Origin of the sequence: Pseudomonas sp. CCOS 191 (assembly GCF_001007005.1) — a bacterium.
Lineage (GTDB): Bacteria > Pseudomonadota > Gammaproteobacteria > Pseudomonadales > Pseudomonadaceae > Aquipseudomonas > Aquipseudomonas soli.
Map to the genome: position 1 here is coordinate 697827 of NZ_LN847264.1, position 12556 is coordinate 710382.

Annotated in this window: 11 protein-coding genes; 4 read left to right on the forward strand and 7 right to left on the reverse strand. The window is 67.4% G+C overall.

Going from position 1 to position 12556, the window contains the following annotated elements:
• Positions 1-86: 86 nt before the first annotated feature.
• From CCOS191_RS03230 to CCOS191_RS03250, 5 genes are all read right to left on the reverse strand, one after another.
• The gene (locus CCOS191_RS03230) at positions 87-941 is read right to left on the reverse strand and encodes an SPFH domain-containing protein (protein ID WP_023631114.1); all 855 of its coding nucleotides are present in this window, start codon (positions 939-941) and stop codon (positions 87-89) included.
• 26 nt (positions 942-967) lie between these two features.
• Complete coding sequence (locus CCOS191_RS03235; protein ID WP_046854040.1) at positions 968-1405, reverse strand: NfeD family protein; 438 nt, start codon at positions 1403-1405, stop codon at positions 968-970.
• 98 nt (positions 1406-1503) lie between these two features.
• Positions 1504-2271 carry a cobalt-precorrin-6A reductase gene (locus tag CCOS191_RS03240; protein ID WP_046854041.1) on the reverse strand — a complete coding sequence of 256 codons (768 nt, stop codon included), beginning with the start codon at positions 2269-2271 and terminating at the stop codon, positions 1504-1506.
• On the reverse strand, positions 2268-3362 hold the full coding sequence (locus CCOS191_RS03245; RefSeq protein WP_046854042.1) for a cobalt-precorrin-5B (C(1))-methyltransferase: 1095 nt from the start codon (positions 3360-3362) through the stop codon (positions 2268-2270). The genes CCOS191_RS03240 and CCOS191_RS03245 overlap by 4 nt, the downstream gene beginning before the upstream one ends.
• Positions 3355-4566: a bifunctional cobalt-precorrin-7 (C(5))-methyltransferase/cobalt-precorrin-6B (C(15))-methyltransferase gene (locus tag CCOS191_RS03250; RefSeq protein ID WP_046857679.1), complete on the reverse strand. Its 1212-nt coding sequence runs from the start codon at positions 4564-4566 to the stop codon at positions 3355-3357. The genes CCOS191_RS03245 and CCOS191_RS03250 overlap by 8 nt, the downstream gene beginning before the upstream one ends.
• Before the next feature lie 111 nt (positions 4567-4677).
• Between CCOS191_RS03250 and cobG the strand changes: the two genes are divergently transcribed.
• Genes cobG through cobJ form a run of 4 tightly spaced genes read left to right on the forward strand, consistent with a single transcriptional unit; the run spans position 4678 to position 9041 of the window.
• Positions 4678-6003: a precorrin-3B synthase gene (gene cobG / locus CCOS191_RS03255; RefSeq protein ID WP_046854043.1), complete on the forward strand. Its 1326-nt coding sequence runs from the start codon at positions 4678-4680 to the stop codon at positions 6001-6003.
• On the forward strand, positions 5996-6622 hold the full coding sequence (locus CCOS191_RS03260; protein WP_046854044.1) for a precorrin-8X methylmutase: 627 nt from the start codon (positions 5996-5998) through the stop codon (positions 6620-6622). Before cobG ends, CCOS191_RS03260 begins: the two co-directional genes overlap by 8 nt.
• Positions 6622-7353: a precorrin-2 C(20)-methyltransferase gene (locus CCOS191_RS03265; protein WP_046854045.1), complete on the forward strand. Its 732-nt coding sequence runs from the start codon at positions 6622-6624 to the stop codon at positions 7351-7353. Before CCOS191_RS03260 ends, CCOS191_RS03265 begins: the two co-directional genes overlap by 1 nt.
• A complete protein-coding gene (cobJ, locus tag CCOS191_RS03270) occupies positions 7341-9041 on the forward strand; it encodes a precorrin-3B C(17)-methyltransferase (protein ID WP_046854046.1) in 1701 nt (566 codons plus the stop codon). The genes CCOS191_RS03265 and cobJ overlap by 13 nt, the downstream gene beginning before the upstream one ends.
• A gap of 12 nt (positions 9042-9053) precedes the next feature.
• Here the strand turns inward: cobJ and CCOS191_RS03275 are convergent, their stop codons facing one another.
• The gene (locus CCOS191_RS03275; protein ID WP_046854047.1) at positions 9054-9650 is read right to left on the reverse strand and encodes a MarC family protein; all 597 of its coding nucleotides are present in this window, start codon (positions 9648-9650) and stop codon (positions 9054-9056) included.
• 129 nt (positions 9651-9779) lie between these two features.
• Positions 9780-12554 carry a hybrid sensor histidine kinase/response regulator gene (locus CCOS191_RS03280; RefSeq protein WP_046854048.1) on the reverse strand — a complete coding sequence of 925 codons (2775 nt, stop codon included), beginning with the start codon at positions 12552-12554 and terminating at the stop codon, positions 9780-9782.
• Between the last annotated feature and the right edge of the window lie 2 nt (positions 12555-12556).

A 12556-nucleotide genomic window follows, 5' to 3' on the forward strand; every position in this document is an offset into this window, starting at 1 on the left:
TGGCTATTGTACGGCGGAGTATAGGTAAAAAAGCCGGGGTGCGGTGAAGTGCCGCACCTGGGGCTGCAAAGCACCCCCCGACGATATCAAGCCTTGCCGCGCCCCATCAGGCCGCGCACGGTTTCCTGCAGGTCAGCCGGCAGCACCACGACTTTCGAATTGTCGCTGGCCGCCAGGTTCTCCATCGCGCCAATGTAACGCTCACCCAGCAGGTACATGGCCGGCACGGTCTCGCTGCCCACGGCTTCCTTGACCAGGGTGATCGCCCGCGCCGACGCTTCGGCCAGGTTAACCTGGGCCTCGGCATCCAGCTTGGCCGCCTGCAGGCGCGCTTCGGCCTCGAGAATCGCCGCCTGCTTGTTGCCCTCGGCGCGAGTCACGTCGGCTTTACGTTCACGCTCGGCGGCCGCCTGGCGTTCCATGGCGGTCTGCATGCTCGGCGACGGCTTGATGTCCTGGATCTCCACCGAGCGCACGGTCACGCCCCAGTCTTCGGTCTGCTCGGACATCGCCTCGCGCAGGCGCGCCTTGATCTGCTCGCGGCTGGACAGCGCTTCGTCCAGGTCCATGGCGCCGACGATGGCGCGCAGCGAGGTCATGGTCAGGCTGGTGACGGCAAACGAGAAGTTCTGCACGCCGTACGAGGCTTTCTGTGGGTCGACCACCTTTGCGAAGCACAGGGCGTTGGCGACGATCACCGCGTTGTCCTTGGTGATGATTTCCTGCTGCTGCACGTCGAGGATGATGTCCTTGGTCGGCAGGCGATAGGCGACCACGTCCATGTACGGAATGACGATGTTCAGGCCGGGCTTGAGGGTGCTGTGGTAGCGGCCCAGGCGCTCGACGATCCATTCCTCGCCCTGGGGCACGATGCGCACGCCCTTGAACACGGTGATCAGGACGAATACAGCGAGGGTGGCGACGACGATGAGGCTGGTCATGGTGCGAACTTCCTTTTAGTGCGGATTCAGGCCCGGGTAACCCGGGCGGTGTTGCCTTCGATGGCGGCCAGGCGCACACGCTCGCCGGCGGGGATGTCGCTGTCGGCGACGCAGGTCCATTCCTCGTTGCCGAGGATCGGCTTCTGGAAGCGCACGCGGCCTTTCTGGAACTGCGACACGGCGTTGGTCAGCAGGCCGACCTCGCCGATCACGCTGTCGGCGGTCCAGCGCACGTCCGGCTTCTTGCGCCGGAACACCTTGAACCAGAGGGCGGTGGTGATCGATGAAAGCACCACCCACAGCAGGCCCTGCATATCGAGTTGCAGGCTGGGAGCAAGCAGCGAAATGAACGACACCAGTACGGCACCGATGCCGAACCAGAGAATGAAGAAGGTTGGGAGCACCAGTTCCAGCAGGATCAGGGCCACGCCGAAGACGAGCCAGATCCACCATTGCATTTCCATATGGGTGGAGCCTTCCAGTAGAGGGAGCGTGATTTTACGGCAAGATCAAGGCACAGGGCCATCTGTTGCGCGCTGCTCTGGAATGAGCGCGCGCGGGGTTAGTTGTTCAGCAGGATGTTTGCGTCAGGGCTGACAGGTGCTCGCCGAAAGGTTTCCAGCGCCTCCAACAGCACCTTCTGATCTTCGAAAACCCGCTCCACTTCCGGCAACTGAGGCCGCTTGAGCACCAGCACCGGCACCCCTCGTTCACGCGCCACTTCCAGCTTCGGCTCGGTCGCCGTGCTGCCGCTGTTCTTGCTCACCAGCACATCGATCTGCCGGTGCTCGAACAGCGCGCGTTCATCATCGATAAGGAAGGGCCCGCGTGCACCAATCACTTCGCAGCGTTCGTTGCCTGGGCAGGCTTCGAGGGCACGCAGGGTCCAGAACTGCTGTGAAGGAATCTCGTCCAGATGCTGCAGCGGCTCGCGCCCGAGAGTGAACAGCGGGCGCTGGAAGGGCGCGAGAGCCTCGATCAGCTCGGCCCAGTCTTCCACCTCACGCCAGTCGTCCCCCGCTTGCGCCTGCCAGGCCGGGCGCCTGAGCGCCCAGCAGGGAATGCCGGTCATGGTCGCGGCCTGTGCGGCGTTGTGGCTGATCTGCGCGGCGTAGGGGTGAGTGGCATCAACCAGCAGGTCGATGCCTTCCCCACGCAGGTAGCGCGCCAATCCCTCGGCGCCGCCATAGCCGCCGACCCGCACCTGGCAGGCCAGGTCCTGGGGAATACGGCCGATGCCGGCGAGGCTGTAGACATGCTGCGGCCCGAGTGTACGGGCGATGGCCAGGGCCTCGGTAACGCCGCCCAGCAGCAGGATGCGCCCGTTCATTGCACACCCGCCTTGCCGACGATGCCGCCCTGGCGGTCGATGGCGAACACTTCCACCTGGACCTGGGCCGGCACCACGCTCTGGGCGAAGTTCAGCGCATGACGGCAGACTTCGTCGCCCAAGGCGATACCGGCTGCATGGGCCAGGGCGAGGGCCTGCTGGCTGGTGTTGGCGCCGACGATCGCCGCTTGCAACGCTGAGTCGGCGCCAATGTCGGCAGCCCAGCCCGCCAGCTGCGGCAGGTCGATGCTCGAATGGCGGCTGTGCAGGTCCATGTGCCCGGCCGCCAGCTTGCTGATCTTGCCGAAGCCACCGCATAGCGTGAGGCGCGGCACCGGCACCTTGCGCAGGTGCTTGAGCACGGCGCCGACGAAGTCGCCCATCTCGATCAGGGCGATCTCGGGCAGGTCGTAGACCCGGCGCATGGTGTCTTCGCTGGCGTTGCCGGTGCAGGCGGCGATGTGCGTGTAGCCGTTGGTGTGGGCGACGTCGATGCCCTGGTGGATCGAGGCGATGTAGGCCGAGCAGGAAAACGGCCGGACGATGCCGCTGGTACCGAGGATCGACAGCCCGCCGAGGATGCCCAGGCGCGGGTTCATGGTCTTCAGGGCCAGCGACTCGCCGTCCTGGACATTGACCGTGACTTCAAAACCGCCGCCATAGCCGCATTCGCTGGCCAACTGTTGCAAGTGGTCGCCGATCATCCTGCGTGGTACCGGGTTGATCGCCGGCTCGCCGACGCCCAGCACCAGCCCTGGGCGGGTCACGGTCCCCACGCCTTGCCCGGCGACAAAGCGAATGCCGGGCTCGGCCAGCAGGCGCACCTGGCTGTAGAGCAGGGCGCCATGGGTGACATCGGGGTCGTCGCCGGCATCTTTCAGGGTGCCGGCTTCGGCGGCTTCGCCTTTGAGATGGCAGAACTCCAGGCGCATCTCTACCACCTTGCCCTTGGGCAGGGTGATGTGCACCGCGTCATTGTGCTGGCCGGTCAGCAGCAGGCGCGCCGCCGCCAGGCTGGTGGCGGTGGCGCAGCTGCCGGTGGTCAGGCCGCTGCGCAGGGGCGCGGGTTGTTCGCGGGTTTCTTCACGCATCGACGGGTTTCACCACGTCGAGCAAAGTGATCGGCAGGGCCTGGCGCCAGGTGTCGAAACTGCCCAGCGGCTGGGTGTGGGCGATATGGATACGGGTCAGCTCGCCGCCATGCTGGTCGCGAAACTGCGCCAGGGCGACCTCGCTTTGCAGCGTGACGGCGTTGGCAACCAGGCGCCCGCCCGGCAGCAGGCGCTCCCAGCACAGGTCGAGCACGCCTTCGCGGGTGACGCCGCCGCCGATGAAGATCGCGTCCGGACGTTCCAGCCCGGCCAAGGCTTCGGGTGCCTTGCCGCGGATCAGTTGCAGGCCGGGCACGCCGAGGGTGTCGCGGTTGTGTTCGATATAGCCCTGGCGGCCTTCGTCTGCCTCGATCGCAAGGGTGCGGCAGCTGGGGTGGGCGCGCATCCATTCGATGCCGATGGAGCCGCAACCGGCGCCTACGTCCCACAGCAGTTCGCCCGGTTGCGGTGCCAGGCGGGCCAGGGTAATCGCTCGCACGTCGCGCTTGGTCAGCTGGCCGTCGTGACGAAAGGCGCTGTCAGGCAGGCCGGCCACGCGAGGCAGGCGCGGGGCATCAGGCGAGGCCTGGCACTCGATGGCGACCAGGTTGAGCGGGGCGATGTCGGTGTGTGGCCAGTCGTCGGCGGTACCGCTCAGCGTACTTTCCTGCGGGCCGCCGAGGTGTTCGAACACCTGGAGACGGCTGGGGCCGAAGCCACGTTCGCGCAACTGCGCGGCAATGGCCGCAGGGCTGCTTTCGTCGTTGCTCAGCACCAGCAGGCGCATGCCGCTGTACAGGTGGGCATTGAGCGCAGCCAGCGGGCGGGCGACCACCGAGACCACCTGCACGTCCTGCAGCGGCCAGCCCAGGCGGGCGGCGGCCAGGGCGCAGGAGGAGGGCATCGACAGCACCTGCAGTTCCTCGGCGGGCAGCTGGCGCGCCAGGCTGGCGCCGACGCCGTAGAACATCGGATCGCCGCTGGCCAATACGCATACCGGCTCGCCGCGCAGGGCCAGGACCGGGGCCAGGGAGAAGGGGCTGGGCCAGTGCAGTTGCTCGGCGGTGACGCAGCGGGGCAGCAGGGCCAGCTGGCGCGGGGCACCGATGATGCGCGTGGCTGCTAGCAGGGCGCGCCGGGCCTGCTTGCCCAGGCCGCTGAAGCCGTCTTCGCCGATGCCTATTACTGTCAGCCAGGGGGCCATTTGTTCCTCGTACCGTTCATTGATCGCGGGGCGTTCGACCACCGGTTTTTCATGCCGCCGGACAAAGCAGGCATAATACCGCGCCTTCTACACTGAAGCGCACTTTCACGATTGCCGGATGCCCCCTTGACGCCGCCCCTGCCCCCCGAAGTTTCGCCCCGTCCCTCGGCCTGCCCGGGGTTGTGGCGCATCGTCGCCGCGCGCGATGGCGGCATCTGCCGGATCAAGCTGCCCGGTGGCCTGCTGCTGGCCGACCAGGCCGATGCCGTGGCCGACGCCGCCGAGCGTTTTGCCGGAGGCGTGATCGAGGCGACCAACCGGGCCAATCTGCAGATTCGCGGCATCGGTGATGACCACCGAGGTCTGGTCGAGCATCTGCTGGCTGCCGGGCTCGGCCCGCGTGACGCGGCCGGTGATGATGTGCGCAACCTCATGGTCAGCCCATTGGCCGGGCTCGATCCGGCCATGGTGTTCGACACCCGACCGTTGGCCGGGCAGATTCTCGACCTGCTGGAAAGTACACCCAGGTTCCACAAGCTGTCGGCCAAGTTCGCCGTGCAACTCGATGGCGGCGAAGCGCTGGCGATGCTCGAGCACGCCCATGATCTGTGGCTGTCCGCGATGCAACGCGAAGGACGCATCTGGTTGCGGTTCGGGCTCGCCAGCAGCCTGTCGACTAGCCAGGCGCTGGGCGCGGTGCCGGTGGAGCAGGGGCTGGCGTTGGTGCGTGCAGTGCTGGAGCGCTTCCTCGACCTGGCGACGCCCGAGCAGTCGCGCATGCGTCAATTGCTGCAGGTATGCCCGGTGGAGCACTTCCTTGAAGGGCTGCCCCTGCAAATCGACACCTCATCGCTGGCTTGGCAGCGCCCGGCAACGACAAGTGCCTGGCTTGGCGTGCTGCCCCAGCGCCAGGGCGTGGCCCTCGGCGTCGCGCCACCCCTTGGTCGCCTGACCCCGGCCATGCTGCGCGGCGCCGCCCATGTCGTCCGCCAATGGGGCGATGGCAGCTTGCGCCTGACGCCTTGGCAGAGCCTGGTACTGACCAACCTGAACCCGGCCCATGCGCAGCCTGCCCGCGAACACCTTGCGGCCCTGGGCCTGTTGTGTCACAGCGAGCACCCGCTGGCGCGGGTCGTCGCCTGCACTGGCTCCAGCGGCTGCGCCAAGGGCCAGGCCGACACCAAGGCCGATGCCGTCACCCTGGCCGGCTTGCTGCACCATGGCGCCCCAGGCAGCGTGCACCTGTCCGCCTGCCCACGTTCCTGCGCCATGGCCCACACGGCCCCGGCCACCCTGCTGGCCCGCGCCCCGGGCCGCTACGACCTTTACCTGCGCGATGCGCGCCAGCCGGGCTTCGGCAGGCTGCGCGGCGCCGACCTCACCCCAGAAGAAGCAGGCGCCATGCTCGACCTGCCGACGGAGCACCTTGATGATTGACTACATCCGCGATGGTCAGGAGATCTATCGCAATTCCTTCCGCATCATCCGCGAGGAAGCCCGGCTCGAGCGGATCCCCGCCGATCTTGAAAAGCTCGCCGTGCGCGTGATCCATGCCTGCGGCATGGTCGAGGCCATCGATGGCCTGCAGTTCTCCGAAGGCGCCGGCAGCGCCGGTCGCGAGGCCCTGGCCAAGGGCGCGCCGATCCTCTGCGACGCGCACATGGTCGCCGAAGGCATCACCCGCGCCCGTCTGCCGGCCAACAACCCGGTGATCTGCACCCTGCGCGACCCGAGCGTGCCGGACCTGGCCAAGGCCGAAGGCAACACCCGGTCCGCCGTGGCCCTGGAACTGTGGCGTCCGCACCTGGAAGGCAGCGTGGTGGTGATCGGCAACGCGCCGACCGCGCTGTTCTACCTGCTGGAAATGCTCGATGCCGGCGCACCGAAGCCGGCGTTGATCCTCGGCTTTCCGGTCGGCTTCGTCGGCGCCGCCGAATCCAAGGCGATGCTCGCCGCCGACAGCCGCGGCGTGCCGTTCGTGATCATGCAGGGCCGCTTGGGCGGCAGCGCGATGGCCGCCGCGGCAGTCAACGCCCTGGCCACGGAGGTGGAGTGATGCAGGCACGCGGACGACTGCTGGGCCTGGGCGTGGGCCCGGGCGACCCCGAGCTGATCACGGTCAAGGCCTTGCGCCTGCTGCGCGAGGCGCCGGTGGTGGCGTACTTCGTCGCCAAGGGCAAGCGCGGCAATGCCTTCGGCATCATCGAAGCGCACCTGCAAACCGAACAGACCCTGTTGCCGCTGGTGTACCCGGTGACCACCGAGGCGCTGCCGGCACCGCTGTCCTATGAACAGGTGATCAGCGACTTCTACGACGAAGCCAGCGTGCAGGTGGCCGAACACCTGGATGCCGGCCGTGACGTGGCGGTGATCTGCGAGGGCGACCCGTTCTTCTACGGCTCCTACATGTATCTGCACGACCGCCTGGCCTCGCGCTACGAGGCCCAGGTGATCCCGGGCGTGTGCTCGATGCTCGGCGGCGCCTCGGTGCTCGGCGCGCCGCTGGTGTATCGCAACCAGACCCTCACCGTGCTATCCGGTGTGTTGCCCCATGAGGAGCTCAAGCGCCGTCTGGCCGATGCCGACGCCGCAGTGATCATGAAACTGGGACGCAACTTCCCCAAGGTGCGCCAGGTGCTCGCCGAACTGGGCATGGATAGCCGTGCGCTGTACGTGGAGCGGGCGACCATGGCCAACCAGAAGATCGTCGCGCTGGACGAGGTCGACCCACAGTCCTCGCCATACTTCTCGCTGATCATCGTGCCGGGTGAGAAATGGCAGGGATGAACAAGGCTCCGGCAATCGTCATTCTCGGCCCGGGCAGCCTGGCCACCGCGCGGCGTATCCAGGCCTGTTATCCACAGGCGCTGATCCATGGCCTGGAAGGGCGCGTGGAAGGGGCCGACCGATACTACGCAGCATTTGGCGACACCCTGCGTGCGCTGTACCAGCAGGACACGCCGATCATCGCCCTGTGCGCGGCGGGTATCGTCATTCGCACCCTGGCGCCGCTGTTGAGCGAAAAAGGCGTCGAGCCACCGGTACTGGTTGTGGCCGAGGACGGCAGCGCCGTGGTGCCGCTGCTCGGTGGCCTGGGTGGGGTCAATGTCATGGCCCGAGAGATTGGTGAGGCGCTGGGTGTGAGCGCGGCGATCACCACCAGTGGCGAACTGCGCTTTGGCACCTGCCTGCTCAACCCGCCCGAGGGTTACGCGCTGGGGGACCTGGAGCAGGGCAAGCGCTTCGTCTCCGACCTGCTGGCGGGCGAGACGGTGCGTGTCGAAGGCGACGCGCCGTGGCTCGAACACGCGCAGTTGCCCGCCAGTGACGAGGCGCAACGCACTATCCACGTGGGCAGCGCACTGCGTCCGGCCAGCCGGGACGAACTGCTGATCCATGCGCGTTGCGTGGTGGTGGCGGTCACGGCTGGTAGCGCCGACCTGGTGCACCAAATACGCGAGGAACTGCTGCGGGCGAACATTGCCGAGCCCGCGCTGGCCTGCCTGCTGGCGAGCGAAACCGAGATGCCGGAGCCAGCCCTGCACGAAGCTGCACGGGCATTGAATGTTGCCCTGCGCTTCGCCCCGGCTGCCGAAAGCCTGGAGCGGATGCTGGCTGATGCAGTGCCGCAAGCGCGGGTAGGTTCGGCCGTGGGGCTCGCCCACGCCGTTTGCCCGGCACCTGTCGACATCGCGCGCGTTGGCCGGCGCCGTGGCCGCCTGGCCGTGATCGGCCTGGGCCCTGGTGCCGCCGAGCTGATGGTGCCGGCGGTCAAGGCGGAGCTGGCGCGTGCGCAGGATGTGCTGGGTTACGAAACCTACGTGCGCATGGCCGGCCCTTTCCGCGACGATCAGGTGCTGCATTGCACCGACAACCGCGAAGAGATGCAGCGCGCCCGCCATGCCTTCGAGCTGGCGGCGCAAGGGCGTTCGGTGGTGGTGGTGTCGTCGGGTGATCCGGGCGTGTTCGCCATGGCCGCCGCAGTGCTCGAAGCGCTCCACGAATCCAGTGACCCGGCCTGGCAGCGCGTCGAGCTGGAGATCCTGCCCGGCGTCTCGGCCTCGCTGGCTACCGCCGCCCAGGCGGGGGCGCCACTGGGCCACGACTTCTGCGTGATGTCGCTGTCGGACAACCTCAAGCCCTGGTCGATCATCGAGAAACGCCTCGACCTGGCGGCCCAGGCAGATCTGGTGCTGGCGTTCTACAACCCGATCTCCAAGTCCCGGCCGCATCAGCTGGGCGTGGCGCTGGAAGTGGTACGCCGCCATCGCGACGCAGGCACCCCCGTGGTGCTGGGCCGTGATATCGGCCGGCCGGGGCAGACCCTGCGGGTGGTGACCTTGGGCGAGCTGCTGCCGGAGATGGTCGACATGCGCACCATGGTGCTGGTCGGCTCCTCGACCACCTGCACCTTCCCCCGTGCCGATGGCGGCCAATGGGTGTACACGCCGCGCTGGTACCCCGCCAAGCCCTGAGCGCAGCCGGGGTCAGGGCAGCAGGTAGCCCTTGATCCCGGTGAAGATGATCTGCGCCGCCAGGGCGCAGACGAACAGCCCCATCAGGCGGCTGACGATCTGCAGGCCCTGTTCGCCGAGGATCCGTTCGATACGGTGCGAGAGGTACAGCACCAGGCCCACGGTGAAGCTGGCCAGGGCGATGCTGACGATGGCCAGCAGCTTGTCGTCCCAGTGCGGTTGGCCCACGCCCATCACCAGCAACGCACCGATGGTGCCGGGGCCGACGGTGAGCGGAATGGTCAGCGGCACGATGGTCACGTCCTGCTGCACGTTGTCGGTCTGCACCGCCGACTTGCCCTGGGCCATGCCCAGCGCGGAGATGAACAGCACCGAGCCTGCGCCGATGCGGAAGGCATCGGCGGTGATGCCGAATACCCCGAAGATCACCCGCCCGAACAGGTACAGCAGCACGCTGGCGACCAGCGTGGCAATGGCTACCCGCCAGGCCAGTTGCTTGCGCTCCTTGCTGGAGTGGCCGCGGGTCAGGCCGATGAAGCATGAGAGCACGAAGAATGGGCTGTAGAGCACGAGCATCTTCAGGTAGACGCTGAACAACTCATGGAGCATGGCGCTGGGTCCGCGGCGGGAATGGGTGGCACCTGTATAGCACGGAACCTGTAGGAGCGGCTTCAGCCGCGATCACCCGCGAAGCGGGTATCAGATTCTGTGGTGGCTGCCTCGCGGCTGAAGTCGCTGCTACAGGATCTGCGTGGTGTCGTCGGACACCACCTGCCGCTGCCCCGCCCAGAACTGCACCAGCTCGCGCAACTGCGACAGCTCCACCGGCTTGGCCATGTGCCCGTCCATGCCGGCCAGGCGCGCGCGTTCCTTGTGCTCATTGAGGATGTGCGCGGTCAATGCCACCACCGGGGTGCGCGGACGCTGGTTGGCGGTCTCCCAGGCGCGCAGCTGCTGGGTGGCGGAGAAACCGTCGAGCACTGGCATCTCGCAGTCCATCAGCACCAGGTCGTAGTGCTTGGCTTTCATCGCCTGCAGGGCCTCTTCGCCGTTGCTGGCAGTGTCCGGCTCGAGGTTGAGCTTGCCGAGCATGCCGCGGATGACCTTGGTCGAGATGCTGTTGTCCTCGGCCACCAGGATGCGGAAGTCGCCGGGCAGGTCCAGCGGCACCGGGGTACCGACCGGCAGCGGCGGCGCGGCCTGCTCGCGGCCGCGCAGGGCGAGTTCCTCGGCCAGGGTGGTCTTGAGCGTGTAGCCGGCCACCGGCTTGGCGAGGATGCGCTTGACCCCGGCGTTGCGGGCGATGATCTTGCTCGGCGCGTTGCTGATGCCGGTGAGCATGACCACCAGGATGTCGTGGTTCAGGCTCGGGTCTTCCTTGATCTTGGCCGCCAACTGCATGCCGGTCATGCCGGGCATGTTCTGGTCGAGCAGCACCGCGTCGAAATAGTCGCGCAGGTGCGCCTTGGTGCGCAGCAAGGCCAGCGCCTCCTTGCCCGACGGCACCGCGCTGACGTTCATGCCCCAGGCGCTGCATTGCTGCACCAGTACCTTGCGGCAGGTGTCGTTGTCGTCCACCACCAGCACCCGGGCGTCGCGCAGCGGGCCGTCGAGGTCGGTGGGCGGCTGCTCCAGGCGCAGCGGGTCGAGCGGCAGGGTCAGCCACAGGGTGTTGCCCATGCTGGTGCTGGTCTTGATGCCGAACTCGCCCTGCATCAGGCCGATCAGTTGCTTGGCGATCACCAGGCCCAGATGGCCACCGAGCTTGTTGCTGGAGAGGAAGTGGCGGCTGTGCAGCTCGGCCTGCAGCAAGGCGTCGCGCTCGGCCGGCGGCATGGGCTCGCCGCTGTCCTGCACGGCGATGCGCAGGCGCGGGCTGTCGCCACGCTGGTCGAGGGCCACCACCAGCAGGATCTCGCCCTGGGTGGTGTTCTTCAGGGCATTGTCCAGCAGGCTCGACAGGGCCTGGCGCAGGCGCGTCGGGTCGCCGCTGACCACCCGCGGCACCTGTGGCTGGGTGAAGCTGATCAGCTCGATGTTCTGCTGTTCGGCCTTGGCCCGGAAGATGTTCAGGCAGTCCTCGATCAGGGCATTGAGGTCGAACTGCACGTCGTCCAGCTCGATCTGCCGCGATTCGAGCTTGGAGATGTCGAGGATCTCGTTGATCAGGGTGAGCAGTTCGTTGCCGGCGCTGTGGATGGTCTGCACATAGTCGCGCTGCTTGACCGACAGCGGCGTGCCGAGCAGCAGCTCGGTCATGCCCAGCACGCCGTTCATGGGGGTGCGGATCTCATGGCTGATCTTGGCCAGGAACTCGGCCTTGGCGTTGATCTCGGCGTCGCTGGCGGCCAGGGCGCGGCTGGCGCGGAAGCGCTCCTCGCTGATTCGGCGCAGGCGCTCGCTGACCGCGAGGTTGAGCAGCAGGCCGCTGACCACGGTCAGCGCCATGAGGATGCACAGCAACCAGGGCGTGGAGGTGCGGGTGAGGCCCAGCAGGGCCGGCAGCAGCACCAGGCCGCCGAGGTTGAACACCAGCATCGCCACGGCGAACAGGCGCGCCGGGCCGTAGCCCTTGTACCAGTGATAGCCGCTGACCAGCAGCATGCTCACGCTGCCCAGGGCGAGCAGGGCGTAGGTCATCAGGTTCAGCGGCAGGGTGTCGACGAACAGCAGCACCAGGCCGCTGACCGCGGCCACCAGCATTTCCATGTGCAGCAGGCGATTGAGCCGCGCCGAACTGCAGGGGGAGAAGAAGTGCAGGGTGAAGTACAACCCGGCCAGGCCTGCCAGTACCAGCGTCAGGTAGGCCGCCGGGGTTTGCGCGCTGTGCCACAGCTGCCCCCAGGGCCCAGTGAGGTTGAGCAGGATCAGCGCGCTGAGCATCATCAGACCGTGGTACAGCGCCAGTACCAGCGTGGTGCTGGAGCGTGTGTAGCCGAAGCGGATCAGGTTGTGCAGGATCAGCATCACCAGGCCACCGAACAACAGGCCGAACAGTAGCGACTGGCGCTGGTCGGCGGCGGCGTGGGCGGTGGTCTCGACAGTGATGGCCGGGCGCAGTTGGTGTTCGGAAACCAGCCGCAGGTAGATATCCAGCGGTTGGTTGCTGTGCGGCAGCGGCAGCACGTGGTCCCTGCCGCGCAGGGTGGGGCTGAGGCCGTCGCCCTGCCGGCCATGGTGCAACTGGCGCAGCAGTTTGCCGCCTTCCAGGGCGTAGAGGTCCAGGCGTGACAGGTCGGGGGCGAAAATGCGTACCAGTTGTTCCTGGTCGCTCGGATCCAGGCGGTAGTGCAACCACAAGGCCTGGTCGGGGAGGGCGGCATCCAGTTCTTCGAGGGCCAATGGGCTGAACTGGTTGCGGTAGCGTTCGGAGCGCACGTCGGACAGCTGCAGGTTGGCCTGTTCATCGAGCAGCGCCGACCAGCCCGCGGCCTGTTCGGCGTGTGCCGGGAGCAGGCAGAGCAGGGTCAGCAGGCTGACGATCAGGGCTATGGCAATCCGAAGCCGACGCACGA

Excerpts from the sequence above, each read along its gene's own strand:
- cobJ (WP_046854046.1), top strand. The coding sequence starts at position 7,341 with ATGGCAGGGATGAACAAGGCTCCGGCAATCGTCATTCTCGGCCCGGGC.
- CCOS191_RS03240 (WP_046854041.1), bottom strand. The coding sequence starts at position 2,271 with ATGAACGGGCGCATCCTGCTGCTGGGCGGCGTTACCGAGGCCCTGGCC.
- CCOS191_RS03265 (WP_046854045.1), top strand. The coding sequence starts at position 6,622 with ATGCAGGCACGCGGACGACTGCTGGGCCTGGGCGTGGGCCCGGGCGAC.
- CCOS191_RS03275 (WP_046854047.1), bottom strand. The coding sequence starts at position 9,650 with ATGCTCCATGAGTTGTTCAGCGTCTACCTGAAGATGCTCGTGCTCTAC.
- CCOS191_RS03230 (WP_023631114.1), bottom strand. The coding sequence starts at position 941 with ATGACCAGCCTCATCGTCGTCGCCACCCTCGCTGTATTCGTCCTGATC.
- CCOS191_RS03250 (WP_046857679.1), bottom strand. The coding sequence starts at position 4,566 with ATGGCCCCCTGGCTGACAGTAATAGGCATCGGCGAAGACGGCTTCAGC.
- CCOS191_RS03260 (WP_046854044.1), top strand. The coding sequence starts at position 5,996 with ATGATTGACTACATCCGCGATGGTCAGGAGATCTATCGCAATTCCTTC.
- CCOS191_RS03235 (WP_046854040.1), bottom strand. The coding sequence starts at position 1,405 with ATGGAAATGCAATGGTGGATCTGGCTCGTCTTCGGCGTGGCCCTGATC.
- CCOS191_RS03245 (WP_046854042.1), bottom strand. The coding sequence starts at position 3,362 with ATGCGTGAAGAAACCCGCGAACAACCCGCGCCCCTGCGCAGCGGCCTG.